This is a genomic window from Olleya sp. HaHaR_3_96 (genome assembly GCF_019278545.1).
Taxonomy (GTDB): Bacteria; Bacteroidota; Bacteroidia; order Flavobacteriales; family Flavobacteriaceae; genus Olleya.
The window spans coordinates 1,951,190-1,976,773 of the sequence record NZ_CP058987.1 but is presented as its reverse complement, the minus strand read 5'-3'; the positions used below and the strand labels follow the sequence as shown (position 1 = coordinate 1,976,773).

General features: G+C 31.8%; 28 protein-coding genes. 23 read left to right on the top strand and 5 right to left on the bottom strand.

Annotated features, from left to right (window positions below):
- The first annotated feature begins 50 nt into the window (after positions 1–50).
- The 16 genes from aceB to H0I26_RS08475 all read left to right on the top strand — a co-directional run bounded on the left by aceB (position 51) and on the right by H0I26_RS08475 (position 15,129).
- On the top strand, positions 51–1,649 hold the full coding sequence (gene aceB / locus H0I26_RS08550; protein ID WP_218701847.1) for a malate synthase A: 1,599 nt from the start codon (positions 51–53) through the stop codon (positions 1,647–1,649).
- A gap of 71 nt (positions 1,650–1,720) precedes the next feature.
- Positions 1,721–3,346 (top strand): isocitrate lyase, encoded by a 1,626-nt coding sequence (locus H0I26_RS08545; protein ID WP_218701846.1) that lies wholly within the window; start codon positions 1,721–1,723, stop codon positions 3,344–3,346.
- A gap of 85 nt (positions 3,347–3,431) precedes the next feature.
- On the top strand, positions 3,432–3,911 hold the full coding sequence (rraA, locus tag H0I26_RS08540; RefSeq protein WP_218701845.1) for a ribonuclease E activity regulator RraA: 480 nt from the start codon (positions 3,432–3,434) through the stop codon (positions 3,909–3,911).
- A 7-nt stretch (positions 3,912–3,918) separates the two neighbouring features.
- Positions 3,919–5,094 (top strand): pyridoxal-phosphate-dependent aminotransferase family protein, encoded by a 1,176-nt coding sequence (locus tag H0I26_RS08535; protein WP_218701844.1) that lies wholly within the window; start codon positions 3,919–3,921, stop codon positions 5,092–5,094.
- 384 nt (positions 5,095–5,478) lie between these two features.
- Complete coding sequence (locus H0I26_RS08530) at positions 5,479–5,937, top strand: hypothetical protein (RefSeq protein ID WP_218701843.1); 459 nt, start codon at positions 5,479–5,481, stop codon at positions 5,935–5,937.
- 1 nt (position 5,938) lies between these two features.
- The gene (locus H0I26_RS08525) at positions 5,939–6,601 is read left to right on the top strand and encodes a hypothetical protein (RefSeq protein ID WP_218701842.1); all 663 of its coding nucleotides are present in this window, start codon (positions 5,939–5,941) and stop codon (positions 6,599–6,601) included.
- A gap of 246 nt (positions 6,602–6,847) precedes the next feature.
- Positions 6,848–7,075, top strand: coding sequence for a hypothetical protein (locus H0I26_RS08520; RefSeq protein ID WP_218701841.1), 228 nt, complete (start codon positions 6,848–6,850; stop codon positions 7,073–7,075).
- Positions 7,076–7,078: 3 nt separating this feature from the next.
- Positions 7,079–7,504 (top strand): hypothetical protein, encoded by a 426-nt coding sequence (locus H0I26_RS08515; RefSeq protein ID WP_218701840.1) that lies wholly within the window; start codon positions 7,079–7,081, stop codon positions 7,502–7,504.
- Positions 7,505–8,033: 529 nt separating this feature from the next.
- Positions 8,034–8,630, top strand: coding sequence for a DUF6088 family protein (locus tag H0I26_RS08510; protein WP_218701839.1), 597 nt, complete (start codon positions 8,034–8,036; stop codon positions 8,628–8,630).
- On the top strand, positions 8,630–9,622 hold the full coding sequence (locus H0I26_RS08505; RefSeq protein WP_218701838.1) for a nucleotidyl transferase AbiEii/AbiGii toxin family protein: 993 nt from the start codon (positions 8,630–8,632) through the stop codon (positions 9,620–9,622). Before H0I26_RS08510 ends, H0I26_RS08505 begins: the two co-directional genes overlap by 1 nt.
- Positions 9,623–9,769: a type I restriction-modification system subunit M N-terminal domain-containing protein gene (locus tag H0I26_RS08500; RefSeq protein WP_218701837.1), complete on the top strand. Its 147-nt coding sequence runs from the start codon at positions 9,623–9,625 to the stop codon at positions 9,767–9,769.
- 145 nt (positions 9,770–9,914) lie between these two features.
- Complete coding sequence (locus tag H0I26_RS08495) at positions 9,915–10,751, top strand: LytR/AlgR family response regulator transcription factor (protein WP_218701836.1); 837 nt, start codon at positions 9,915–9,917, stop codon at positions 10,749–10,751.
- Positions 10,752–10,874: 123 nt separating this feature from the next.
- A complete protein-coding gene (locus H0I26_RS08490; protein WP_218701835.1) occupies positions 10,875–11,537 on the top strand; it encodes a CPBP family intramembrane glutamic endopeptidase in 663 nt (220 codons plus the stop codon).
- A 361-nt stretch (positions 11,538–11,898) separates the two neighbouring features.
- Positions 11,899–12,849, top strand: coding sequence for a hypothetical protein (locus H0I26_RS08485; RefSeq protein ID WP_218701834.1), 951 nt, complete (start codon positions 11,899–11,901; stop codon positions 12,847–12,849).
- 523 nt (positions 12,850–13,372) lie between these two features.
- Entirely contained in the window at positions 13,373–13,864 is a 492-nt protein-coding gene (locus tag H0I26_RS08480; RefSeq protein ID WP_101017896.1) for a hypothetical protein, read from the top strand.
- A 515-nt stretch (positions 13,865–14,379) separates the two neighbouring features.
- Positions 14,380–15,129, top strand: a complete 750-nt coding sequence (locus H0I26_RS08475; protein ID WP_218701833.1) for a YARHG domain-containing protein — start codon at positions 14,380–14,382, stop codon at positions 15,127–15,129.
- Between the two features lie 349 nt (positions 15,130–15,478).
- Here the strand turns inward: H0I26_RS08475 and H0I26_RS08470 are convergent, their stop codons facing one another.
- The gene (locus tag H0I26_RS08470) at positions 15,479–15,904 is read right to left on the bottom strand and encodes a hypothetical protein (RefSeq protein WP_218701832.1); all 426 of its coding nucleotides are present in this window, start codon (positions 15,902–15,904) and stop codon (positions 15,479–15,481) included.
- Positions 15,905–16,381: 477 nt separating this feature from the next.
- On the opposite strand from H0I26_RS08470, the gene H0I26_RS08465 reads away from it, so the two are divergent.
- From H0I26_RS08465 to H0I26_RS08455, 3 genes are all read left to right on the top strand, one after another.
- Entirely contained in the window at positions 16,382–17,014 is a 633-nt protein-coding gene (locus H0I26_RS08465; RefSeq protein ID WP_218701831.1) for a hypothetical protein, read from the top strand.
- Between the two features lie 218 nt (positions 17,015–17,232).
- On the top strand, positions 17,233–17,667 hold the full coding sequence (locus tag H0I26_RS08460; RefSeq protein WP_218701830.1) for an RbsD/FucU family protein: 435 nt from the start codon (positions 17,233–17,235) through the stop codon (positions 17,665–17,667).
- Between the two features lie 86 nt (positions 17,668–17,753).
- On the top strand, positions 17,754–18,164 hold the full coding sequence (locus tag H0I26_RS08455; RefSeq protein WP_101017893.1) for an MFS transporter: 411 nt from the start codon (positions 17,754–17,756) through the stop codon (positions 18,162–18,164).
- A gap of 2 nt (positions 18,165–18,166) precedes the next feature.
- On the opposite strand, the gene H0I26_RS08450 is transcribed toward H0I26_RS08455, so the two are convergent.
- The 4 genes from H0I26_RS08450 to H0I26_RS08435 form a co-directional block, all read right to left on the bottom strand.
- The gene (locus tag H0I26_RS08450) at positions 18,167–18,856 is read right to left on the bottom strand and encodes a peptidoglycan DD-metalloendopeptidase family protein (RefSeq protein WP_218701829.1); all 690 of its coding nucleotides are present in this window, start codon (positions 18,854–18,856) and stop codon (positions 18,167–18,169) included.
- Between the two features lie 33 nt (positions 18,857–18,889).
- The gene (locus H0I26_RS08445; RefSeq protein WP_218701828.1) at positions 18,890–20,431 is read right to left on the bottom strand and encodes a hypothetical protein; all 1,542 of its coding nucleotides are present in this window, start codon (positions 20,429–20,431) and stop codon (positions 18,890–18,892) included.
- 69 nt (positions 20,432–20,500) lie between these two features.
- The gene (locus H0I26_RS08440; RefSeq protein WP_218701827.1) at positions 20,501–21,088 is read right to left on the bottom strand and encodes a hypothetical protein; all 588 of its coding nucleotides are present in this window, start codon (positions 21,086–21,088) and stop codon (positions 20,501–20,503) included.
- The gene (locus tag H0I26_RS08435; protein WP_218701826.1) at positions 21,072–21,629 is read right to left on the bottom strand and encodes an RNA polymerase sigma factor; all 558 of its coding nucleotides are present in this window, start codon (positions 21,627–21,629) and stop codon (positions 21,072–21,074) included. The genes H0I26_RS08440 and H0I26_RS08435 overlap by 17 nt, the downstream gene beginning before the upstream one ends.
- A gap of 184 nt (positions 21,630–21,813) precedes the next feature.
- Between H0I26_RS08435 and H0I26_RS08430 the strand changes: the two genes are divergently transcribed.
- From H0I26_RS08430 to H0I26_RS08415, 4 genes are all read left to right on the top strand, one after another.
- Positions 21,814–22,362: a DUF2911 domain-containing protein gene (locus H0I26_RS08430; protein ID WP_101017888.1), complete on the top strand. Its 549-nt coding sequence runs from the start codon at positions 21,814–21,816 to the stop codon at positions 22,360–22,362.
- 61 nt (positions 22,363–22,423) lie between these two features.
- Positions 22,424–23,494, top strand: a complete 1,071-nt coding sequence (meaB, locus tag H0I26_RS08425; protein WP_218701825.1) for a methylmalonyl Co-A mutase-associated GTPase MeaB — start codon at positions 22,424–22,426, stop codon at positions 23,492–23,494.
- 97 nt (positions 23,495–23,591) lie between these two features.
- Entirely contained in the window at positions 23,592–24,569 is a 978-nt protein-coding gene (locus tag H0I26_RS08420) for a hypothetical protein (protein ID WP_218701824.1), read from the top strand.
- Positions 24,570–24,867: 298 nt separating this feature from the next.
- Positions 24,868–25,578 carry a DUF3239 domain-containing protein gene (locus H0I26_RS08415; RefSeq protein WP_218701823.1) on the top strand — a complete coding sequence of 237 codons (711 nt, stop codon included), beginning with the start codon at positions 24,868–24,870 and terminating at the stop codon, positions 25,576–25,578.
- Positions 25,579–25,584 lie beyond the last annotated feature (6 nt).

Sequence of the window (25,584 nt, the reverse complement as noted above, 5' to 3'; positions counted from 1 at the left end):
TGTTTTATTAAAAACTTTGTTATACTATTGTCATATAAAATCATAACATCATGGAAAACACGCTTTTAAAAACCCCTCAGATTACATTCTCAAAAGACGTCACTAATTACTATCCAGAAATTTTAACGGATGATGCGCTTGCTTTTCTATCTGCGCTTCATGAAAAATGTAATCCTGAACGCTTAGAATTATTAAAAAGACGTACCAATCAACAACAGCTTTTTGATAGTGGACAATTCCCAGAGTTTCCTAGAGAAACAAAAGCGATTAGAGACACCGATTGGACAGCTGGTAATATCCCTCATGATTTACAAGATCGCCGTGTAGAAATCACAGGACCAGTGGACAGAAAAATGATTATCAATGCTTTAAATTCTGGTGCAAAAACATTTATGGCAGATTTGGAGGATAGTAATGCACCGACTTGGGATAATGTCATTTCAGGGCAACAAAACCTAATGGATGCTAACACTAAAACAATCTCGTTAACGGATACCAAAAGAAATAAATCTTATACACTAAATCCGGATACTGCTGTTTTATTAGTGAGACCAAGAGGACTACATTTAAACGAAAGACATATTACCATTAACAATGAAGAAGTTTCTGGGAGTTTAGTCGATTTTGGGTTATACGTATTTCATAACACGAAAATATTATTAGAAAACAATACCGCACCTTACTTTTATCTTCCAAAATTAGAACATTATTTAGAAGCCCGTTGGTGGGATACTGTCTTTACTTTTGCTGAAGAGTATTTAAAAGTACCACATGGTACGTTTAAAGCCACCGTTTTGGTAGAAACAATTACTGCGAGTTTTCAGCTTGACGAAATAATTTTTGAACTTAAAGACCATATTGTTGGCTTAAACTGTGGCCGATGGGACTATATTTTCTCCTACATTAAAAAATTTAGAAACCACCCCAATTTTGTTGTCCCTAATCGTGATCAAGTCACTATGACTTCTCCTTTTATGGATGCCTATTCTAAATTAGTAATTCAACGGTGTCACAAAAGAGGCATATTAGCTATTGGAGGAATGGCCGCACAAATACCTATTAAAAATGACGAATATGCTAATATAGCGGCACTAGAAAAAGTTAGAAAAGATAAAGAACGTGAAGTTAAAAACGGACACGATGGCACTTGGGTGGCTCATCCTGCTTTGGTTGCTGTTGCCATGAGCGAATTCGATAAGCACATGCCAACGCCAAACCAGTTACAAGTCACACGTGATGATGTCACTATAACCGAGCAAGATTTAGTTGAAATCCCTAAAGGAACGGTTACCGAAGCTGGCATACGAAAAAATATAAACGTTGGTATTCTATATACCGAAGCTTGGTTAAGAGGCTATGGTGCTGTCGCGCTTTATAATTTAATGGAAGATGCCGCTACTGCCGAAATTTCTAGAACACAAGTTTGGCAATGGTTAAAAAACGAAGTCGTTCTTGAAGATGGACGTCCGTTTAATTTAAACTTATATCAAGTACTATTTAATGATGAAGTTGAAAAGATTCTTACCGAATACGGTGAAGACACTATTAAAAACACAAAGTTCAAACTAGCGATCTCGTTATTTGACCAATTGGTAACCAACGAAACCTTTGAAGAATTTTTGACGCTTCCCGCTTACCAATACCTATAAAAAAAATCCTGCGATTGCTGTAACAATCAACAGGATCTAATTATTAATAATAAATAACATAGTACAAAATTATGAAAAATTTAGCACAAACAAATTATAGTTCGGCTTTAGACACTGTTAAAAATCTAAAAGCAAAGTATGGTAACAGCTGGAATGCCATACGTCCAGAAAGTGCGGCGAGGATGGCCACACAAAATCGCTTTAAAACAGGATTAGATATCGCTAAATATACGGCTGGTATTATGAGAGAAGATATGGCTGCTTATGATGCTGACCATTCTAACTACACACAATCATTAGGCTGCTGGCACGGGTTTGTGGCCCAACAAAAGATGATTGCCGTAAAAAAACATCACAAAACAACAAGTAAACGTTATTTATACCTTTCTGGATGGATGGTTGCTGCCCTACGTTCAGAATTTGGACCATTACCAGATCAGTCTATGCATGAAAAAACGGCAGTACCGAATTTAATTGCAGAGATCTATGATTTTTTACGTCAAGCGGATGCTATAGAATTAAATGACTTATTTAAAAGACTAGAAAATGGAGAAGATGTACAAGATCTGATTGATAATTACGAAACACATATCGTACCAATTATAGCTGATATTGATGCTGGTTTTGGTAATGAAGAAGCGACCTATTTACTAACAAAAAAAATGATTGAAGCTGGCGCTTGTGCTATTCAAATTGAAAATCAAGTGTCTGACGCAAAACAATGTGGGCATCAAGATGGTAAAGTAACGGTACCACACGAAGATTTTATTGCAAAATTAAACGCCATTAGGTATGCGTTTTTAGAATTAGGTGTAGATGATGGAGTTATTGTAGCCAGAACAGACTCTGAAGGCGCAGGATTAACCCAAAAACTACCTGTAAGTCAAGAACCAGGTGATTTAGCCTCTCAATATTTAGCTTTTGTTGAAGCTGAAGCTATTGATATTACAGAGGCCAAAGAAGATGATGTACTCCTAAAAAGAGATGGTAAATTAGTACGTCCAGTACGATTAGCTAACGGATTATATAAATTTAAAGAAGGCTCTAATATAGACCGTGTCGTTTTAGATTGTATCACCAGTTTACAAAATGGCGCCGACTTATTATGGATTGAAACACCAACACCTAATGTAAAGCAAATTGCACATATGGTTAATCGTGTAAAAGCAGTCGTACCCAATGCAAAATTGGTATACAATAACTCGCCGTCATTTAATTGGACTTTAAATTTCCGTAATCAAGCGTATGAAGCTATGCTTGCTGAAGGAGAAGACGTAACAGCCTATGACAAAAACAATTTAATGGCTGCGGAATATGACGCCACACCATTATGTTTGCGTGCAGACCAAAACATTAAAACATTCCAAAAAGATGGCGCTAGAGACGCGGGTATATTCCACCACCTGATTACATTACCAACATACCATACCACTGCATTACACATGAACGATTTAACCAAAGGTTACTTTGGTGAAGACGGTATGTTAGCTTACGTAAAAGGCGTGCAAAGACAAGAAATCCGTAAAGGCGTGTCTTGTGTAAAACATCAAAGAATGGCTGGTTCTGATCTTGGAGATGATCACAAAACATTTTTCGCAGGTGATAAAGCCTTAAAAGCAGGTGGAGAAAATAACACCTCTAATCAATTTGAAAGCAAAACAAATGCGACAAAACCAGAACTGGTTTTAGACAAATAAGCTATCAGTCTTAAAATAGGGCAACAGACATATTTGTTGCCTTATTTTAATTAAAATGTCATGTTACATCTCAATTGCTAATACTATGTTTACAACAGCAGACCTGTGGGATGACCACCACGAACACCTTACCTGTGTTGCTCCTATTTTTAAATCTTATGGATCCAAATCAGCATTTTCAGGACAAATAAAAACCCTGAAAGTATTTGAAGATAATACGCTAGTCAGAAAACAATTAGAATCCGACGGAACGGGACAAGTCCTTGTCATTGATGGTGGTGCTTCCTTACGATGTGCTTTAATTGGGGATCAATTAGCAGCTTTGGCTATTCAGAATAATTGGAATGGCATTGTGGTTAATGGTTGCATTCGCGATAGCGCCCTAATTAACACCATGGACATCGGAATAAGAGCTTTAAACACTTCGCCAGTAAAAAGTATAAAACAAAATAGTGGACATAGCACTATCCCAATTACATTTGGAGGCGCTATTTTTATACCAAAACACTATATTTATGTAGATTTAGATGGTGTACTAATAAGCAAACACTATTTAATTAAATAATAAAGTAATGAAAGGCAGAAAACTACTTATGATTCCTGGTCCTATAGAATTTGAACCAGACGTATTACACGCTATGAGCATACCAACCATCAGTCATGTCTCACCAGATTTTATTGACATTTTTGGAACTAGTTTGGAATTAATGCGCGATGTTTGGAAAGCTCCAAAAGGACAGCCATTTATTGTCGCAGGAACAGGGACATTAGCTATGGATATGGCAGCTGCCAACCTTATAGAACAGGGTGATTCTATTTTAATAATCTCTTCTGGTTATTTTGGGACTCGTTTTAAAGCTATTGCAGAACGCTATGGCGCAAAAACAACCTTATTAGAAGCGCCTTTAGGCGAATTGGTCTCTCTTGAAACGATTGAAAAAGAACTTAAAAGCAAACCATACAAAGCATTAACCATTACACATGTAGATACCTCGACAGGTTTACTAACAGATCCTAAACCCATTGCACAATTAGCTGCTAAATATAATACGTTAAGTATTTTAGATGGGGTTTGCTCAGTCGCGGGTGAAGCCATACATCAAGACGAATGGGGTCTTGACATTGTATTAACCGCTTCTCAAAAAGCTATTGGTGTACCGCCAGGACTGGCGCTTCTAATGGCTTCCGAAAAAGCGATGCACGTCTGGAAAAACAGAGAAACACCTGTCCCTAATTACTATGCCGATTTCAGCAATTGGTTACCAATAATGAAGGCTTATGAAGCACGAAAACCGTCCTATTTTGGCACACCAGCAGTCAATTTAATTGTAGCCCTAGAAGTGAGTCTCAAAATTATTTGTGCTGAAGGCATAGACCAGCGCATACAACGTCATCACAATTTAGCGAAAGCATTTAGAGCAGGAATAGCAGCTTTAGACCTAGATATATTACCTAAAACAAATACTACAGCAGCCAATACCTTAACCGCTATTTACTATCCAAAAGGCACAAATGGGGCTGATTTAAGTACACAAATGAGTGCTAATGCTATTATAATCGCAGGAGGACTACTCCCGGAACTAAAAGCAACTTATTTTAGAATAGGACATATGGGATCAGTATCCTCTAACGACCTTCTAGCTGTATTAGGCGCTTTAGAGCGTACATTAATCACATTAGGACACCCTATAAAAGCGGGACTGAGTTTACAAGCGTTTCAGCAAACGATTATAAAAAACCACCGTTAGTCTACCCATTAAATATCAATTTAGTGTACACCATTACCTTAATACAAAACCTATCATTCCAAAAGATGTACTCCATATTACAATTCTTAAATTTTTAAAAAATATAATCTAGCCGTCATAGTCTTATATTTTAAACCAAAACACACAAGCTTTTGCATAAAACAAGACTTGTGTGTTTTTTTTGTACTTAAAACAACCCATTTATTCAGATTGCAGTACAAACTAAAGACACGCATCAGACTTATAATACAGTATTCATTAGTTAAAAACGGAAAACAAATTAATTCTAAGCCCATCATTGTAATCCGCCACTTTTTTATTCGGCTTATATCACTATTAATTTTTTTCACATATATTTACAGCTAACCATAAAAAACCATAAACATGAAAAAAATTAAAGCAGCAATTCTATTTACATTCTTAATTTTTGGTATTACGAGTTCTTTTGCAAAAGGAAAAATTCCATTTGGAAAAAAAGAAGTGATTACCGTTGTGTCTGAATTACCAGATAACGAAATGTATGAAACTAGTGAGAACAGTAAAGAATATCTTGATCTAGCAACGTTACATGAAGAATTTAATATTGCTTGGATTTTACCTTTATGGATTACTAAAGACCCAAAACTTGTGCTATACAATGTGACATCAGAAACTTATTATGACGTTCCTGCAGACCAAATGGAAGCTATTTTAAAAGAAAATAACATTACTGAAGCAGATGTTTTAAAAGTTCCTTTTTACAATAAATATGGTGGTAAAGCTGTCTTTCTTTTAATTGTTGCAGGAATTATCTGGAGTTACATGGGAAAAAAAGAAGATAACGTAGAACCTAAAGAAGTGTAACATGAGTCCCTATTTAATCCCGGCAATTGTTTTTTCTTTGGGTATTTTTATGATGTTTTACATGATGAAAAAAAACAAAACCCATATCTCTAATGAAGATATTGATAAAGAAAAACTAAATATTGACCAGTATCAAAAAGAACTTTTAGATAAAGACTATTCCTATATTAAAAAATGGATGAAAAATGCATCTATTGATGCCTTTACCTCAGCGTCTATACCCTACACTGGTATTGACAAAGCGAAGGATGTAGGTAAAGATCTATTAAAATCGGCATTAACATTAGGAACCGTAAAGTACACAACTGTCGAAACGCCTTCTTTTGTGACTTTAAGCGAAGGAAAAATGCATTATTTTAGTACAGATGTAGACGGTGATTTAAAAGAACATTTGATTTTTAATTCAGATCGTTTAAGTCATGCAACTGTTACATTAGAGCCTACTAAAACAAAAAATGTCCTTGGCGACAAGTATCTTTTCACCTTTGATATAGATGGTCAAGTAAGCACTATAGCCATTCATAACACATTAACTTTTAATGCTGGTGTTTCTTCAATGTTTGGTAGTAGCTATTCTAAAACCTTAACCAAAAACAAAGTCGTTGGAGATGAGTTTTACACCAAAATAAGCGCCTTGTATCCAAACTTAAAAGTAAAAAGATAATCTTTTAGCATTATACTATTTAAAGCCGAATTTCAATATGTTTTGAAATTCGGCTTTTTGCATTATGTCCCAGAAACAATAGATAGTTTTTAACTCCTTGCAAAACTCAATCGTTCCTTCTATTAATCAAGTGTTTAGCGAAACGAAATCGTAACTTGACTTTGTTATTTTTTTAAACTAACTTCGTTTAACTTCGAATAAAATTCATTAAAACGGAATCTTATTTGTTATACGCCTGCAATAATTATGATATATGAAGTCATAGGACTAAAATATGAAGATACTTTGTCACAAGTAATTATGGTTATAATTTATGGGATTGGACAGATATATAGAATTCAGATAAAAAAGAAAAGGATAAAACCTAAAAATTTAGTTTCTGGACATGTCAGATTAATAAAATTGGGTCAAGGAAAAACAAAATCATTTAAAAGTGGAGGTTGGTCTTTTAGAGAAGCTCCAAAACAGTATTAAATCATGAAATATTTATCTGCATTATTTGTCATATTAGTGTTTTTTAGCTGTGTAAAATCAAAAGATAAGCATAATCAAGTAGCAATAACTCAGCTTCAAGAAAAGACAGTGCAAGATAACAGTAAAATAGACTCAGTAAAATATTCAAAATCTAAAGCTATTATAAAAGGAAAGCTAATTGAATTTGGTAGCGGAAACAAATATTTATATCCAACAATACAAGTTATGGATATCTTAATGAATACAAGTGGTTTCCATATTAAGGACATAATAAAAGTCGCACATTATAATTGGAAGTCTGGCATACCAAAAGATAAAGAGTGCGTAATATACCTAACATCTTGGCCAATTGATAGTGAAAATTTTAATGAAAATGAAAGTTGGATGTTAATAGAAGGAGATGGAGAATATGCATGTGAATGCAAATAACCATTGCCAATCGAATAGACGACTCCAATTAAAACAACGGAAATACACGTCTCACACGACCGTAAACGTGAGCCTGATATACGTCAGTTCTGATATTTTGGAAAAGCGAAAAAACCAAAACGAAGTGTAGATTACAGCCTTTTCATTTATTAAGTTTTGCTTGTCTCAAACGCAAAAGAAAGTCATTAATAGGATTGAATTTAAAATATTACAGCATACGGTATAGGAGAGCGATGGAAGTTGCAGCAGCTAATCCGCAGACTGGATAGTAACTTGACTTTTTCATTTTTTTTAAAACTAAATAGGTTTAACTTCGAATAAAATTCTTTAAAACGGAATCTTATTTGTTATACGTTACCCATAAGCAAAAAAAAAGCCAGCTGCACGTTCAAGCACATTTTATTTTGTTCGTACCTCACAAAATAAAAAGAGCTTTCACTTCCCTGCCCACTCCGAAAAAATAATATTTACCACAAATAGATATGTTGTCCCAAATATTTACTAAATTTGGGACATAAATAACAGAACCATGACTAACTCAGTTCAAACAAAAATTGAAAACAAAATAAAATCAATGAAAAGGGGAAGTATTCTATTTCCTTCTAACTTTGAAAGCATGGGGAATGTTGAAGCTGTGAAAAAGTCATTATTACGACTTGAGAAAAAAAAGTTCCTAATAAGATTAGCACATGGAATATACTTATATCCGAAACAAGATAAACTTCTAGGTGTTTTATATCCATCTATAGAAGAAATCGCCAATGCAATTGCAGATAGAGATAAGGCACAAATTATTCCAACAGGAATAAAAGCTTTAAATCAACTTGGTTTGTCTAATCAAATACCTATGAACATTGTTTTCTTGACTGATGGAGCTGCTCGTAGTATTGTTGTTGGGAAAAGAACAATTAAATTTAAAAGAACCACACCTAAGAATTTAGCGGTAAAAGGCAAAATAACAAGTTTAGTTATACAAGCTCTAAAAGAGATAGGTAAAGAAAACGTTACAGAAGAACAAATAGAAATAATATTAGAGCATCTTAAACTAGAAAAAGGAGAAACGATAGAACATGATGCCAAATTATCTCCAGCATGGATTTCTAAAATTATAAAGAATGTAAAATAATGAGAAACTTTATAAAACTAAACAAAAAAGATAAACTGAACATCTTTAACCAAACCAGTGAACGATCTGGTTTGCCTTCCTCTGCTGTAGAAAAAGATTGGTGGGTAACTTTATCTTTAAATATTATCTTCTCATTACCATATGCAAATCAAATAGTTTTTAAAGGCGGAACTTCTCTTAGCAAAGCTTGGGACTTAATAGAACGTTTTTCAGAAGATATTGATTTAGTAATAGATAGAAAACATCTTGGTTTTGAAGGAGAATTGAGTAAAACACAAGTCAAAAAACTGCGCAAGGCGTCTTATTCCTTTATTGGAACAGATTTTTATACAGATATCAATAACGTATTAATAAAATTAGGCGTACCAGATTATGAATTAGTTGTTCAAGAAACAAAAAACACAGATACTGACCCATTAATTATTGAACTACGATATAAATCTTTAACAGAAGAATCTGATTATTTAAAACCAAGAGTTTTAATAGAAGTTGGAGCAAGGTCTTTGATGGAGCCTGTAGATGAAAAAGTAATTATTTCAATGGTATCTAGTGAATTTAGCCAACTTCCATTTGCTGAAAAAGAGATTACAATTCCTGTAGTATCTCCTAAACGTACATTTCTTGAAAAAATATTTTTATTACATGAAGAGTTTCAAAAGGAAACCAAATTTATTCGTGTAGAAAGAATGAGTAGACATTTATATGATTTAGAAAAATTAATGGACACTCCTCATGGTATAGAAGCATTAAAAGATTCTGATTTATACAATATAATTGTAAAACACAGAAGGAAATTTAATGCAATTAGGGGAATTGACTATGCTAATCACACTCCTAAATCAATTAACATTGTTCCTCCTGAAGAAACAATTAAACATTGGGAAAAGGATTATAAAACCATGCAAGAAAGTATGTTTTATGGTTCTACTATTAGTTTTGGTAAGTTGATAGAAAGAATTACAGAATTAAATACTAGAATAAATAAATCTTAAATGAGTAATATAACATCAATAATAAAATCCATTAGAGACATTATGCGTAAAGATGCTGGTGTAGATGGAGATGCGCAAAGAATTTCACAAATGGTTTGGATGCTATTTATGAAAATATTTGCAGCAGCTAATTCGCAGACTGGATAGTAACTTGACTTTTTCATTTTTTTTAAACTAAATAGGTTTAACTTCGAATAAAATTCTTTAAAACGGAATCTTATTTGTTGCACGGTAACCACAATGGTAAAAACATCTTCCAGAAATAGCTTGACTAAAAAAAAGCTTTTAATTAATGAGTATTACACAACCAATCAAGAATACATTAAAAACAGTATGGCAGACATGTATCAGCAACGCTGCATGGCGTTGGTTTAAGAAAGCCATTATATTAACAACTTTTTCATTAGTGGTCAATCATTTAGCCACGCACGATAATTTTATAGATAGTGAATCGTACAGATTCCCGATAGAAGGTTTTTTGTCAACTATTGTTTTATTTATTCTTATTGGAATTATAACGAATCTTAATTTTAAATTTTATAAAAAAAAGTACTTTTCCAAAAAGATAGAAGTTAGTACCATATTATGGTTTATGCTTTCCACTCTAGGGTACATTACAATAATGTATATCCCCGTAAATATAATTTTAAATATAATTACAGGTGGACAGACCGTGTTCTATTATTTATTAATTGGCTTGGTAATCACCTTATTATTGAGTTTTATTTTCATAGTTATCTTGTATGCCCAAGACCTATACAGTTTGTATACATTATCTATAAAAGATGCGGAAATCACTATTGAAAGCGGTGCAAAAACAACCAAACTGACCTATGAAAATATTGCATGCTTTTACAGCGAAAACAAAATTGTGTATACTATTCAAAAGGATGGCACCACAATTAACACCGATTTTACACTGAATGAACTTGAAGAAAAAATAAACGATCAATTGTTTTTTAGAGCCAATCGACAAATTATCATTCATAAAGATGCTGTAGACCAAATTGAAAAGATTGAAAATGGTAAGTTAAGTATTCGGCTAAAAGCTTCCATTAAAAATGATGCAATTGCCCTAATTAATATCAGTCGTTACAAACGAAAAGCATTTATGAGTTGGATTCAATAAAAGAAGTCAAAAACTACCGACTATTCAGATATAAATTTATGACCATTCAGTAAAAACACATTCATTTAAAGGGGCTTTCAGATATTTTGTTCATTATTTCGCTTAGAAATTAAAACTAAAAAAATGAACAAAATTAACTTACGCCAAACCTTAATTCCATTAATTACCATTGCAATCATCTGGTTTATATGGTTTGGACCAATCCGTATAAATTATATAGAAAATATTATTATTGCTATAGTAATCATTATAGCGAATTATATAGCGTACAAAGGAAAACCATTTTCAGCACTAGGATTTCAACGTGAAAAATTTACACTCAAAAACATCCTCGTACTTGCTCCAATAGTCGCACTAGGACTGTTCGCTTTTTATGTCTTTGTTGTGGTTCCTGGAATGACAAAACTTACAGGAGTTCCTATTGATTATTCAAGTTTTGAGCAATTGAAAGGAAATCTTCCAGCCTGTTTAATTGCTTTAGGAGTAGTGTGGGCTACTGCGGGATTTGGCGAAGAAATTATCTTTCGCGGTTATTTTATGCGCCAATTTGCAAAGTTCTTTGGAGAAAGCAAAGTAAGTATTGCTATTAATATTACCCTATTTGGTTGTTTTTTCGGGTTTATGCATAGCTATCAAGGCATTACAGGACAACTTGTTGCAGGTTTTGTTGGGTCGCTCTTAGCTCTGATATTCTACTTACGTAAATACGATTTATGGTTTATTGTTGCTGTACACGGTTTTTTTGACACGTTTGCTTTAATTTGTATTTATTACGGTTTGGCATAACGCTATCAAATAACAACATTTACAATCTTAATTTACCCAATAAATTTGTCGTTTTTTACTATGTTTTATTGTAAGCTTGTTGCATTAATAGACTTTTTAGCTAGTTTGATTAAATAAGGCTCGTTACGGAATAAAGACTAAGAAAAACGATACGTTTCGTGCTTCCTATGACTAGCCTTACTATAACAGTATCTAACTTAGATTGCACAGTAAATTAAATCGTTTCCTTCTATTTTACAAGTATTTAATAACAATGAATAACAACTTGACTTTGTCATTTTTTTAAACTAACTTCGTTTAACTTCGAATAAAATTCATTAAAATGGAATCTTATTCGCTATGCGTTGGCAATAATTAAAAAATGAATCAAGAAGAACTAAGAAAAGAATATTTACGATTAATTAATCTTGAAACAATTAAGGATTCTTTTGATTTAATGGATATCTATTTAAATTATTTTTTTCTTGTTATTAGAAAACAGAAAAAACTTACTGAAAGTGTTGCATTATCTGAAGCGAAAATTGTGAATCAAATGATTTTTACAAAAATAGCTCATATGAAAGAAATGGCTAAAGGAATTGAATACTTAGCAAATGATGGAGCAACTTTAAACAAAATAATTGACCCAACCTTAATTGCTTCAAATACAAGAAACTTATATGAAACGATATCAATGTTTAACTTAATATATATTAAACCTGATACAGAAGATGGAAAAAAGATATTATACAACCTTTGGGTAATTGCTGGACTAAAATATCGTCAAAGATTTGAAAATGTAATCACTAAAGACGAAAACAGAGAAAAGTTTGAAAAAGAAAAGGAAGAAATTAAATCTCTAATTAATGAAATTGAAAACACAAAACTTTACTCTAACCTAAATCCAAAAGAACAGAAAAAAATTAAACAAAAAATAAGAGAAAAAGATTATAAAATTAAAATTGAAAATAATAAAGTGACACCATTAAGTTGGCAAGCTTCATCAACCGAAATGGGATTTAAAATGGATTCTTTGAATAATATTTATACGTATTTTTCACTTTATTCTCATCCTTCTAATGTTTCTGTTTTTCAATTCGCAGATATGTTTAATAAAGGAAATGAATCTTTTATTAATGCTACAAACTTTAATCTAAATACTTTCTTTATTTTTTTAAGTGTTTTTGTTGCTGACTATATAAAACTATTTCCAGAAGTATTAGAAATTTATGAAAATTTACCTCAAATTGACCAAATAATAATAAACAGTAACAATCGACTTGTCAGAGGTTCTGAATATTCGATTAATAATGAATATAAAGCATTAGGATAAAACTATTGCCAACACCTCATAAAAAAATTGCTTATTTTAGTTAAAACGAAAAGTAGTTGCTTTTTTTTCAGCTTCTGATTTTCCTTCGGAAAATTCTCGCATGCGAAACCGCAACTCTTTTTATGCAAACACGTTAAACGCCGTCAATATCTAATCCATTCAAAATTAAAGCAAAAAGCTTAAATGAAACAAATAACATTTTAATCAAATCTATTTTATGTCTCAATTTTTGCTTGTCTCAAACGCAAAAGTGGTCATTAGTAGCATAACGCTTAAAATTGTTTCTACTTTAATTGATTAAGAATAGCAAACTGACTTTCTTGAATGATACAGAAACAATAAAAAAATATCATACCACACTTGATGGTGATTACAGAAGCTAATCTAAATACGAAATAACAACTTGACTTTGTCATTTTTTTAAACTAACTTCGTTTAACTTCGAATAAAATTCATTAAAACGGAATCTTATTTCTTATTCGCTATACGTTGCCATTAATATAGTACTCACTCTTAAATTCAAATGTTGATAAAAAAAATAATATATAAATTCTTTGTTTTATTAATATCTGGAATTACCATACTCATTTTTTTAAGCTTATTATATTTTAGCTCATCACACCTTTTTTTTACCATAAAAAATTGGAATAATTTAGAAAAAGGTGAAATAATAAATATTGAGTATAAATCAGGACAAGATCCTGTTGAAAATTATACGTACAAAGTTTATCAAATTGAGACAGGAATAAAAGTATTTAATGCTAAAGAAGAGGTTGATACCAAATATTTGATTGGAGACAATGTTTTATTTCAATTAAAAACTCAGAAAGAATCTAAATGGATTGCAAAAGAATCTGAATCGGTAAGAATTATTTATGTCAATAACAAAAAAGTTGGAAATAGAATTAATAAAACGGAAATAATAATGTTTCTTTTTATGACTTTAATTATAATGTTAATTTATTTCCCTCTTCGAAAAACAATTAAAAGGAAAATAGTCCGAACTAAAAAGTAAAAATACTAATGGCAACACCGTATATAAAAAATTGCTGTTTTTAGCTTAACCAATGTAAGTTGCTTTGCTTGCTTGCATCTGATTTTCCTTCGGAAAATCCTCGCACACAAACACACAACTTTCCATATACATAACCGTTAAACGAAAACCCCCAATAACTAATCCATTCAAAATTAAAGTAAAAAAACTTAAATAAATCAAACAACATTTTAATCAAATCTATTTTATGTCTCAATTTTCACTTGTCTCAAACGCAAAAGTGGTCATTAGTAGCATAACGCTTAAAATTGTTTCTACTTTAATTGATTAAGAATAGCAAAATGACTTTCTTGAATGATACAGAAACAATAAAAAAATATCATACCACACACTTTATGAGCTTGATGGTGATTACAGAAGCTAATCTAAATACAAAATAGTAACTTGACTTTGTTATTTTTTTTTAACTAAATTCGTTTAACTTCGAATAAAATTCACTAAAACGGAATCTTATTTGTTATGCGTTACAAGTTATTATGAAACAAAAAATATTAACACTCTTATTACTATCTATAACTATAGCCTCTAATGCTCAAAAGTTAGAGAATTGTTCAGAATGCTCTTCTATCAAATATTCTGAATCAAACATAGTAACTAATGAATTGTTTGAACTTAAATTATTGAGAAATGAAATTTTTGCAAGACATAATTTCCCTTTTAAAAACGAAAGGTTAGAAGAATATTTCTTTAACTATGATTGGTATAAACCTGATTATAAAAATCCAGTAACACAAGTAAATTTAAACGCCATAGAACAATTTAATGTTGCACTTTTTAAGAGGAAAGAAGAAGAAATAAAAAGAAACAGAGAATTATTACTTACTGAACTAGGAAAATTAAAAGTTGCAATAAAAGAAAACGACACCTCTTTTATAAGTGATTTTACAAACGGGATTATAAAAAATGACAACAAGTCTTTACTAAAAAAAATAAAATCTATTCTTGAATTAATCGATATAGAGAATATAAATTGGCATAAAGGTCAAGCTAAATATGAAATATTGACTGATAATGGATTTTCAATTTCTTCTCAAGGGATATATATCAAGGGAAATTCAATATCCATAATAAGTACGGACCCTATGACGCACTCCGATTTAATGAAAAATGATGATGCTTTTGAATATCCAAGTGACTATTATTCTGAGTTTGAAAACTTAAGTGGAGTTAAAATTACGTTTAAAAATGGTAAGTTAATTGTAGTAAGTCTGATTTTTGTGGGATAAAAAACAACTTGTAACACTATATAAAAACTTAGGACCGATTAGGTTAACTTCAAAGTTCTATGCTTATTTACAAAGTCCGCTAAATATCAAATTTGACGTTTAAATGAGACAGTGTCCAAAATATTTATAATTAACTAAGTTATAAACCCAAACGGTAGTGTTTATCTTCTGTCTTACGCTTCTTATACTATACGTTACGCCCAATTAAAAGAGAGCAACTTCCTCAAATAAGCTGATTAAACAGACGTTTTTATTTCATAACTATGAAAACAAAAAAGAACAATTATTACTAATTGCTCTTTTAATTAACTTCTAAGTCAAAAATTTATATAAATTATAAACTTCACTATTAATCTACTCCTACCATTGTGGGATGCCCAGAATTGTAATCGATGTAATGATTCCCATTTCTAGGTGTTGAACAGTGATATGTATCATCTGAAACATCTTTAAAAGTAAATCCCCAACCACTCTGATTAGCAAAATGTAATCTGTAAGTATATATAAAACCATTATCTTTATTAACATAGCCACCGACAATACCATTATTAATTGCAGCTCTTGATGTATTACTTCCACCATCAGGCACCCAGTTTATGTCTTTAAAACTTGCCAAGTCTCTATTTTGATATGTTTTCACAGCATCTGTTAGCTCTTCTTCTATATTATCTAATGTGTAACCTGAATCTTTAGGATAACCAACCTCATACTTATTTCCTGAGTCATTCATAAATTCTACAACTACATATTTATCTGTTTCTTTAATATTTTTCATTTGTTTTTAGTTTTAATTTCCTACTCTATTAAATAAAGGCTTTTCAGATTCCACCTTTACCACTAAAAGAAAAGATAGTAGCTACTCAATCAAATATTTTTCTTTTAATTATATTATAAATGTATAATGATATTGGATTACTTTTTAGAGTATAAATACCTGATTTAAAAAAATGTATTTACACTTAAACCTACTATTTCATATCATTGGACAATACCGAATTAAGAAATTGAATTACGAAAGCATATCATTAGTGTATGATATTTGTAAATGAATGTAAGAATCTTAGCTATAAAAGAAAAAAGAGCATAACAAAATATAAACTACTATAGCAGTTTAATGCTTTAATTCCAGTTTTGTATCTTTATCAAAGCGCAATGATTAGTCGAAATATTAAAGCTTTTACTCTCATAAAAAATCATTAAACTAAAATTCCAAGTATTTAATCCACTCAAAAAGCAAAACGAAAAAGTTAAAATGAAACAAACAACACTTATAATCACAACTTTTTTATGTCTCAATTTTTGCTTGTCTCAAACGCAAAAGAAAGTCATTAATGGGATTGAATTTGAAATTATAACCACTTCAGTGGATGAAGATCAGCAAACTGACTTTATTGAATTATACAGAAATGACAAAAAACTATTACAGCATACGTTATATGATAGTGATGGTGATTGTAGTAGTGAAAACATTGAGTTAGGAACCCATAAAATTACAGATAACACGCTGATTTTCTATTCCTATTGGGCAAGTGCAGATAGAATGATGAAAAACATCTATCCTTATGGTTTTAGAAAACAGATATATTACGTGACCCCAAAAGGCACTGTAAGTTTAGAAAGTTCACAACTTTATATCGAAGCGTATGTAGACGAATGGCATGTACACCAAGGCATGCAATACTTAAACAACAAACCAAAAACGAACGAAGAAAAAGAGTCTCTAAAGGACTACATCTTAAAAGCAGAACAAATGTATGATGGTCATTTTGTTTTTGGAGAAAATAAATCTGTATTAGAAAATGAAGTCCGACAAGAACTAGCTGAAGCTATTACGGAAAATACAAAATATTGGAAAGCCGTTTATGGCGAAAATTGCAAAATGTAATGTCTCTACAATCAAATACAGTGTGCAGCATAACATGTAAATCCTTTACTGACAATAAAAGCAACAGCACGCCACTTAAAAAATCTTCCATCTAAAATACTCGAACAAGTCAACTATAAAATAAAAGCTTAAAAAAAATAAAGGATAACAAGTCCTCAAAAACCATTTATTTTTAAGCCACTATTGTTTTATATTTACATCTTATCCAAAACCAAACTATGTTAAAGACTCCAGTTATACATCCTACAATTATGGAAGCGTTGGCGCGCTCTGGTCATTTTGCTCAAGTGGTCATTGCTGACGGTAATTTACCTGTTGGTGCCATGACAGGCCCTAACTCGACAACAGTACACCTCAACTTCCGTCCTGGATTATTAGACGCCCTTACAGTACTTGAAGGTCTAATAGAAGTTTGTCCTTTTCAAGGTGCTATTGTTATGGAAAAACCGGCTGAAGCGAATGCAGAGATACATGACGCTTATAAAAAATTACTTGGAGACGTGACATGGGATGAGATGGAACGTTGGGCATTTTATGACAAAATTAAAGCCCCTGCAACCACTTTAATCATTCAAACAGGCGAGCAACGTCGTTTTGCTAATTTGATTTTAACTGTTGGTGTTGTAAAAATGGCAGAAGAAAGCGGTTTTTAAGAAAACCCCTTTACTAATTCTCGCTTTACATAACACAGTTTTTTTTAGACTAAACCAAACCCAATAACATCACCAATCTAAAAACCATGCAAGACCAATTAAAAGTATTTAAGATCATTCATTTAGCACTAGTCGTAGGTTTAATAGTGGCCTACTTTTTCTTAGGCAACATATCCGCCTTAAGCCAATTAAAACTACCAACATTAGACAATGCTAGCATGATCTATATAATACTACCGGTCGCTGCTTTTTTAATCAGTAATCTGATGTTTAGGCTGTTGGTTTCTAAAATTGACAACACACTTAGTTTAAAAGAGAAAATAGTCCCTTACCAAAGCGCATCAATTGTACGCTATGCTATTATTGAAGGTACTGCTTTTTTTATTTTAATAATAAAGCCTGACTTTATCATTTTCGGAATCCTTCTTATTGTGTATTTAGCACTATTAATGCCTACAGAACAACGTATTAAAAGAGATTTAAAGCATTTAGATTAAGATTACAACCCTAAAACAAGCTCAGGATTTATAGTGTTTGATTTATAAAACTCTAAAGTATTTAGACTACAAACTCCTGGATAATCTCCAGTATTATTTTGCATATCTATTATAATCTGAAAATGCAAATGCGGGGCATAATCCCCGTTAACGGATGCTTCTCCTAAATACGCTATCGTTTCGCCTTGAGCGACAGCATCACCAATTTTTAGACCTTTTAAAGAAGCTAGACTTAAATGACCATACAAAGTGTAAAAGCTATGATTATTAATGTTATGCTCTAAAATTATAGCTGGACCATAATCTCCAAAATTAGTATTGTTTTTAAAACTATGAATCGTCCCCTCAAAACAAGCCAATACAGGAGTTTCTGCTGGGCACCATAAATCTAAACCTAAATGAATATTACGTTGTTCTGTTTCGCTTTGCGAAGAAAAATAAGTACTTCTGTTATATAAGTTTCGGTGTTCTAAATACCCGCCAAAGGCAACTTGCTTGTTTTGACTGTTAAGATAATTAGTAACGTAGTGTTCCCATGCTTTGGAAGAAGAAATATCAAACGTCTCTAAATCCAGATTAGCTTTAGATAAATCAATAGCAATGTAATCCGTTTTTGGAATAGTCGCATCGATAACGTTTAAGCCTTTTGTGGATAACTGACTTAAGATTGTAGAAAGTGTCTTTGAATTCATTTATAATCAAAATTGAACTCAAATTTAAATAATTTATTTAGCAATTACATTACTAAATTTTGCATTTATAACAATTGTTTTACTGGTATTACTATTATTATTCGGATAGTTTTTAATGGTTTTATTAGATGCTGTCACGTTATTAAATTTAGACCGATTACCACTATAAAACAAGTTGTAATCGGTATCTGGCAACTTTAATTTAGCATCACTATTTTCTAAAATAATGTTTAGATTATTAAAATCTGAAGCGATTGTATTGACTAACAAGTCTCCAAAACTCCCATTAATTACCGAATTACCTGATAAGGTATTAACTTCCACATCAGATGACACTGCGTTTAATATTAAATTATTAGCATTGGCGATTATCGCATCGTCCACATAATTTAATTTTAACTCGCCAGACATCCAATCTTTAATAGCCACTTTTGCATAAGACACATTAATGGAGGTGCTACCTCCAGTAATGTGATTTGCTATAAATGACCCATGAGAAATAGTCCCATTGGCGTTTTCTAAGACATTAGCTAGTTTTAATTCGCCATGTCTTACGTTTAATTTTAATTTAGCTTTTTTAGGCATTTTTATAATAATGGTCTTTGTGGTATTATAATCAACATCTTTAAAAAGTTTATTATTTTTTTGAGTTCCATTGGCACCATTACCCTCAAATTGTGCTTGCATTTTGCGTTCAAACTCCTCGCCAAAACGTTTTCCCCAAGCCTCTAACTTAGGCCCTACTTCTTTTTCAAAACGTTTTCCCCAAGCTTCTAATTTTGGCGCAATTTCGGATTCAAATTTCTTTTCAAAATTCTCTCCCCACTCCTCCATGCTGTCCTCAAAATCCTCATCAAAAACCTCTTCTAAAACATCTTCTATTTGTTTACCAAAGTTTTCACCCCAAGCGTCCATCTTTTTTTCAAACTTATCAATATCTTCTTGTTTGATACTTTTAGCCCAGGCGCGCATGTCTTGTTCATACTCTGCTCCATATTCTTTACGGTATTTTTCACTCCATGTATCTAAATAAGATTCGCCTTCCTTTTTATACCTATCATAATCAAAATCGACAGTATAATTTCCGTCAGGAGACTTCGGAATACGTAAAGCACTTAAGCCTTCTGGCAACCCTTCTAAAAGATCTAATTTATCAAGACCTTTTAATAAGGGCGTTATATTAATATCTAATAATTCAGGAAGACTAGATAATACGGCAATCGATTCCTCATCCAAAATACCAAGACTCATATCATCAGACCAAATACCTCTAGCCCCTTTTGATGTAATATTTATATAATCTGAATCGCCTGTTAAAGACACCTCCCAATTATCCAAAGCTGTTTGCATATCCGCTTTAGATAGTGTCTTACTTTCTATAAATGCTTCCACCTCGATATAATCTTTGTTCCAAGTTTCTACAATAATATTAGTATGACTGGTATCTAGATTTACGATAACCTCTTTATCCGCTCTTACAGATTGGTCAATTTTACTCAACTTTTGTTGTGCTGTAACACTTACAGTTATTAGCAAAAGGAGTAATTTTAAATATATAGTTTTAAATAGTTTCATTTGTATTGGTTTTAATGTCAATTGTAATGCGCCTCTAAAATGTATCAGCGCATATAATTGCTCTAGTTTTTACGCTTCACCTTGAGAAGCGCTTAATGTGCTTAACTGTTTTAATTGTTCTTTAAGACGGTGCATCAAGTTTAAACGAAATTTCAAATTTTGGATTAATGCATTTACCGTATGCTCATCAGGACCATTATCGGTCAACTCTTTAGACAAACTTTTATATTCTACATTTAATTCTTCCAACTTCAAAACATAACCATCAAACAACTCTTTGTTATCTGGTGTCAATTTTAACTTAGACAATTCTAAATTAATATTAGCGACATAATAATCTTCAACCTTTTTTAAATCCGGGGAGATATCTCCAAGTGTCATGGTCTTTTCTTCGGGACTAGTTTCTGGTTCTGGCGTATCAGCAACAACAACTTCTGCTGGTGTCACTTCTTTATTAAAAAGTGTATAACTACCAAATCCTAAACCAACGAGTAATAGCACGCCAGCTGCAATATTTAAAAACGACCACCTTGATTGCTTTTTTTGTGGCAATTCTTGATTTAGTTTTTCTAAAAACTTAGCCTCATGTCCTTTGGACAGTTGCTGAGTCATTGCTTTTTTATCGTCGTTAAAAAGGGCTCTAATATCTTTCGCCATAATGGGTATGTTTTAAAAGGTCTTGCAATTTTACTTTTCCTCTGGATAATTGTGTACGTGATGCAATTGCTGTAATATTTAGGATTTCAGAAATTTCTTGGTGATCATACCCCTCAATTAAATAGAGCATTACCACGTATTTGTATTTTTCCGGAAGATCGTTAATAGCCACCTTAATATCGTTTAAAGTTGTACTGTCTTCTACTAACCATTTGTCATTTGTGTCCGTATCTATTACTTTCAGGTGCACCTCATCTAATTCAACTAAACGTTGTTTTTTAGATTTTAAATAATCAATACTTTTATTAATGACAATCCGTTTTAACCAAGCCCCAAAAGTAACGTCTCCTTTAAATTGATGTAGTTTAGCAAACGCTTTAATAAACGCGTCTTGGACGACATCTTCTGCTTCGGCTGTGTGGTTTACAAACCGCAAAGCGACATGATACATAGCATCGCAATATTGCTGATACACCTGTAATTGGGCTTTTCGGTTGTTTTGTTTACACAACTCAATGTTATCTAAAGTAACGACTTTCACGTGTTGGTTTTTGGTTAGTGTTCAGCTTAAAGACGACACAAAAAAAAGAGTGTTGCAAAAAAGATTGATTTTTTTTCAATTTAGCATATTAATTTAGAATAATTTAAGGGTTATCCTTCTGTAAGTACTAAATTTTCAGTTAATTTTGTGTCTCTATTAATTACAATTTTCAAGTAAAACATAAATGAAAAAATTTATATATCTATTAATTATAGTCGCTATAGGAGTTTTAGGCTACCAATTTTTCACTAAAACAGGTTTATTCAATCAACCTTTAAGTCCAAAAGATACTGCGGGGATTAAAATAAATGATTTAAATGTCAGAGTAGTCTATAACAGACCCTCAAAACGAAATAGAGACGTGTTTGGTGCTTTAGTCCCTTTTGATAAAGTATGGCGTACAGGAGCAAACGAAGCTACTACTTTTGAAACCAATCATGATTTATCTGTTAAAGGTGTTACATTACCTAAAGGAAAATATACCCTTTGGACTGTACCACAGGCAGACCATTGGAAAGTCATGTTTAACTCTAAACAATATGATTGGGGAGTTAACGAAAAAATGGAACCGAACTGGGATCCAAATTTTGATGTCGTAGAAGTTGAAGTACCAGCACAAAAATTAGATAAAACCGTTGAGCAATTTACGGTAGCCTTTGATAATTCTACAGACGATTTAAAAATGACTATGGCTTGGGATAATGTAAAAATAGAAGTCCCGCTTAAGGACTAATATTGATCTCAGTTATTTATAATTAAACTCGTTTTCGCTTACGCGGAAATTAAAAGCAACGATGTCCAATAAAAAAACAGCATTATCAGAAACTGAAGGCGTCTCTTCTCCAGAAATGACCAATGCAGCTGCTGTTTTAAAACTAAAAGCCAAACGTAGATTACAACGGACCACTAAGGATTTAGTCAGCGCGATTTTAAACGGAAACATTACCGCTTTAAGTCAGGCCATTACTTTAGTAGAAAGTAAAAATCCAAAACATACGGCGCAAGCTAATGCTATAATTAAAGCTTGCTTACCACATGCCAACCAATCGACACGAATTGGTATTACCGGTGTGCCTGGTGTTGGAAAAAGCACCTTTATTGAAGCTTTTGGAACGTATCTAACCACTTTAAATAAAAAAGTAGCAGTATTAGCTGTGGACCCGAGTAGTAGCATAACTAAAGGTAGTATTCTAGGTGACAAAACCAGAATGGAAGATTTGGTTAAAAACAACAATGCGTTTATACGTCCATCCGCTTCTGGAACATCTTTAGGTGGTGTGGCCAGAAAAACACGCGAAACTATTATCCTATGTGAAGCCGCAGGTTTTGACACGGTGATTATTGAAACCGTTGGTGTTGGGCAAAGTGAAACCGCTGTACATAGTATGGTTGACTTTTTTCTGCTTTTAAAACTGGCAGGTGCCGGAGACGAGCTGCAAGGTATTAAACGTGGTATTATTGAAATGGCAGATGCTATAGCCATTAACAAAGCAGATGGAGACAATGTAAAACGTGCTAAATTAGCTAAAGTCGAGTTTAACCGTGCCTTACATATGTATCCTATAAAAGACTCGGATTGGCAACCTAAAGTAAGTTTATGTAGTGCTTTGACTAACGAGGGCATCTCTGACATCTGGGATGTTATTTCCGATTACATCACCCTAACCAAACAGAACAACTACTTTAATACCAAACGTACCGAACAAAATAAGTTTTGGTTACTACAGACTATTGAAGAACAATTAAAAGCAGTCTTTTTTAATAATCCTGACATTAAAATAGAACTAAACAAACAACTTGCGTTGATTGAAGCTAATCAAACCACGCCTTTTGCTGCTGCAGATTATTTATTAGGATTGGGGTAAACTAAAAACATACTGTATTTAACATCTGTTCAATGCAATAGAAAATCGGAATATAGAAAAGTCCTTTGAAGTCTCATTTATTATAATAAAAAAACTAATGAAAAATAGAATCAAACAAATAACACTAATTTGTTTTGTAATGAATGGATTGATTTCTTGTTCCCAAAATAAAAATGGAAAAACAAATAAAATAAAATCATATTCGGAGGTTAGTTATAATGCTGAAAAACAAAATGGTGTCATTGAAAAAACAAAAAAAAGTGAAGAAAAAAAAGTATACCATTATAATGAGAAAGAGCAATTAGTTAAATATGAACTTCATTTTAATCATCATGGGGAACAAATGGTAACAAGTGAACTTTATTCGTACGATAAAAAAGAGAACTTGGTTCAAACTAAAAAAATGAATGGTACAAACACTAACACATACAATAATAAAGGATTACTGATTGAAAGCATTGAACAATACACGACTGGACATTTTAAAAGCAGAGGCACATATAAATATGATAAAATGGGTAATACTACTGAATACAATAGTTTTAACAAAGATGGAAATGTAGAAAACACAGTACTTACTACTTATAATGAGAAGGGAAATAAAACAGAGCTTTTATTCTACGACGCCAGTAAAAAATTAAGCAATAAATACGCTTATAAATATAACAACAAACAAAATAAAATCGAATACTTATCCTTCAATTCTAAGAACGAATTAGAAAGTAAAAACACTTACAAATACGACAATAAAGGAAATGAAATTGAATCCTTATCCTATAACTACAATAATGAACTAAAAAACAAATACACTTATAAATACGATAATAAAGGAAATGAAATTGAAGAAATATATTATTCTTTAAATGATGATGGTACTATGGTTAAGGAAGAGATTATAACTCATTTGTATAATACAAAAGGTGACCTTATAAAGTATTACAAGCAGGAAGAATACGGAGAAAGTAATAAAACGTATAACTACATCTATGACGAAAAAAATAATTGGATAAAGTTAACAACTAGTATAAACAATGCCCTTTTTTATATAACAGAAAGAGAATACTATTATTATTAAATAACGATAAACGCAAGTCATACTAATTAGAAATTAAGTTATTTAATTCACTTTTATAGATCTAAGTGAAAGTTGTATTTGAACTAGAACTAGAACTAGAACTAGAACTAGAACTAGAAAATATTTTGCTAAAAAAAACATTTTCTAAAGAATATTTTATTGATTTTTTTAGAAATAGACTAAAAAATCAGTAAGAAAATTGAAACTTTAAATCGTTAGAAATAATAAAATAACTTAACCAAACTAAAACATTACAACGGTTTTTACTAGTAAAATAAATTTAATAATTATAATAACTATGGAAGAAAATAAAGCGATTGGAGATCAAGGAGAAGTCTTAAACCTAAGTTCTGCCTCAAGAGCTATGAATACAGAACCCGATGAGGAACAAATAGAACAATTCGACGAGTATGAAGCAAAAGCAAGTCCTCTTAAATATGTTGCAATGCTATTAGCATTTGTTTCTATTAGTCTTTCTATTTACTTATTCTACACGGGGCACTGGGGTTGGGGTCTTATTCTAATTCCTTTAATACTATTTTTTGGGATGCTTACCTATTCCTTTGGAAAAGCAAACGTAACAAAACAAATTGCTTACGAAAGTGGGCTCATTATCTCTGCAATAGTAGTAGAAACAAATCCAATTAAAATTATTGCTCTTGCTGATATGCGTTCTTCAACAGATCAAAAAATAATTTGGGGATGTCAAAAAATGACTATAAAAAATTTACCAAACCATAAAATAGTAGTTGGCGAAAAAATACCTTGCGTAAGTTTATTTGGAATCGCACTTAAAGGGTATAGACGATTTTTTGAACCTAGACCAATATCTTGGGGATACAAGAATCCGGATTTAATATCTAAAACCGTAGAGTTAATAACTAATGACAGTGCTTTAGAATCTGATAATGAATGGGTTATTTTAGAACAATTAAACACTAAAATGAAAAACAGCATGGACAAAGAAGTTGTGTTTTTTGATGAAGATTTAAATAAAGTAGAGTTTTAAAAATCA

What these genes read in the sequence shown, in the direction of transcription:
- aceB (WP_218701847.1), top strand. Translation starts at nt 51, where the DNA reads ATGGAAAACACGCTTTTAAAAACCCCTCAGATTACATTCTCAAAAGAC.
- H0I26_RS08545 (WP_218701846.1), top strand. Translation starts at nt 1,721, where the DNA reads ATGAAAAATTTAGCACAAACAAATTATAGTTCGGCTTTAGACACTGTT.
- rraA (WP_218701845.1), top strand. Translation starts at nt 3,432, where the DNA reads ATGTTTACAACAGCAGACCTGTGGGATGACCACCACGAACACCTTACC.
- H0I26_RS08535 (WP_218701844.1), top strand. Translation starts at nt 3,919, where the DNA reads ATGAAAGGCAGAAAACTACTTATGATTCCTGGTCCTATAGAATTTGAA.
- H0I26_RS08530 (WP_218701843.1), top strand. Translation starts at nt 5,479, where the DNA reads ATGAAAAAAATTAAAGCAGCAATTCTATTTACATTCTTAATTTTTGGT.
- H0I26_RS08525 (WP_218701842.1), top strand. Translation starts at nt 5,939, where the DNA reads ATGAGTCCCTATTTAATCCCGGCAATTGTTTTTTCTTTGGGTATTTTT.
- H0I26_RS08520 (WP_218701841.1), top strand. Translation starts at nt 6,848, where the DNA reads ATGATATATGAAGTCATAGGACTAAAATATGAAGATACTTTGTCACAA.
- H0I26_RS08515 (WP_218701840.1), top strand. Translation starts at nt 7,079, where the DNA reads ATGAAATATTTATCTGCATTATTTGTCATATTAGTGTTTTTTAGCTGT.
- H0I26_RS08510 (WP_218701839.1), top strand. Translation starts at nt 8,034, where the DNA reads ATGACTAACTCAGTTCAAACAAAAATTGAAAACAAAATAAAATCAATG.
- H0I26_RS08505 (WP_218701838.1), top strand. Translation starts at nt 8,630, where the DNA reads ATGAGAAACTTTATAAAACTAAACAAAAAAGATAAACTGAACATCTTT.
- H0I26_RS08500 (WP_218701837.1), top strand. Translation starts at nt 9,623, where the DNA reads ATGAGTAATATAACATCAATAATAAAATCCATTAGAGACATTATGCGT.
- H0I26_RS08495 (WP_218701836.1), top strand. Translation starts at nt 9,915, where the DNA reads ATGAGTATTACACAACCAATCAAGAATACATTAAAAACAGTATGGCAG.
- H0I26_RS08490 (WP_218701835.1), top strand. Translation starts at nt 10,875, where the DNA reads ATGAACAAAATTAACTTACGCCAAACCTTAATTCCATTAATTACCATT.
- H0I26_RS08485 (WP_218701834.1), top strand. Translation starts at nt 11,899, where the DNA reads ATGAATCAAGAAGAACTAAGAAAAGAATATTTACGATTAATTAATCTT.
- H0I26_RS08480 (WP_101017896.1), top strand. Translation starts at nt 13,373, where the DNA reads ATGTTGATAAAAAAAATAATATATAAATTCTTTGTTTTATTAATATCT.
- H0I26_RS08475 (WP_218701833.1), top strand. Translation starts at nt 14,380, where the DNA reads ATGAAACAAAAAATATTAACACTCTTATTACTATCTATAACTATAGCC.
- H0I26_RS08470 (WP_218701832.1), bottom strand. Translation starts at nt 15,904, where the DNA reads ATGAAAAATATTAAAGAAACAGATAAATATGTAGTTGTAGAATTTATG.
- H0I26_RS08465 (WP_218701831.1), top strand. Translation starts at nt 16,382, where the DNA reads ATGAAACAAACAACACTTATAATCACAACTTTTTTATGTCTCAATTTT.
- H0I26_RS08460 (WP_218701830.1), top strand. Translation starts at nt 17,233, where the DNA reads ATGTTAAAGACTCCAGTTATACATCCTACAATTATGGAAGCGTTGGCG.
- H0I26_RS08455 (WP_101017893.1), top strand. Translation starts at nt 17,754, where the DNA reads ATGCAAGACCAATTAAAAGTATTTAAGATCATTCATTTAGCACTAGTC.
- H0I26_RS08450 (WP_218701829.1), bottom strand. Translation starts at nt 18,856, where the DNA reads ATGAATTCAAAGACACTTTCTACAATCTTAAGTCAGTTATCCACAAAA.
- H0I26_RS08445 (WP_218701828.1), bottom strand. Translation starts at nt 20,431, where the DNA reads ATGAAACTATTTAAAACTATATATTTAAAATTACTCCTTTTGCTAATA.
- H0I26_RS08440 (WP_218701827.1), bottom strand. Translation starts at nt 21,088, where the DNA reads ATGGCGAAAGATATTAGAGCCCTTTTTAACGACGATAAAAAAGCAATG.
- H0I26_RS08430 (WP_101017888.1), top strand. Translation starts at nt 21,814, where the DNA reads ATGAAAAAATTTATATATCTATTAATTATAGTCGCTATAGGAGTTTTA.
- meaB (WP_218701825.1), top strand. Translation starts at nt 22,424, where the DNA reads ATGTCCAATAAAAAAACAGCATTATCAGAAACTGAAGGCGTCTCTTCT.
- H0I26_RS08420 (WP_218701824.1), top strand. Translation starts at nt 23,592, where the DNA reads ATGAAAAATAGAATCAAACAAATAACACTAATTTGTTTTGTAATGAAT.
- H0I26_RS08415 (WP_218701823.1), top strand. Translation starts at nt 24,868, where the DNA reads ATGGAAGAAAATAAAGCGATTGGAGATCAAGGAGAAGTCTTAAACCTA.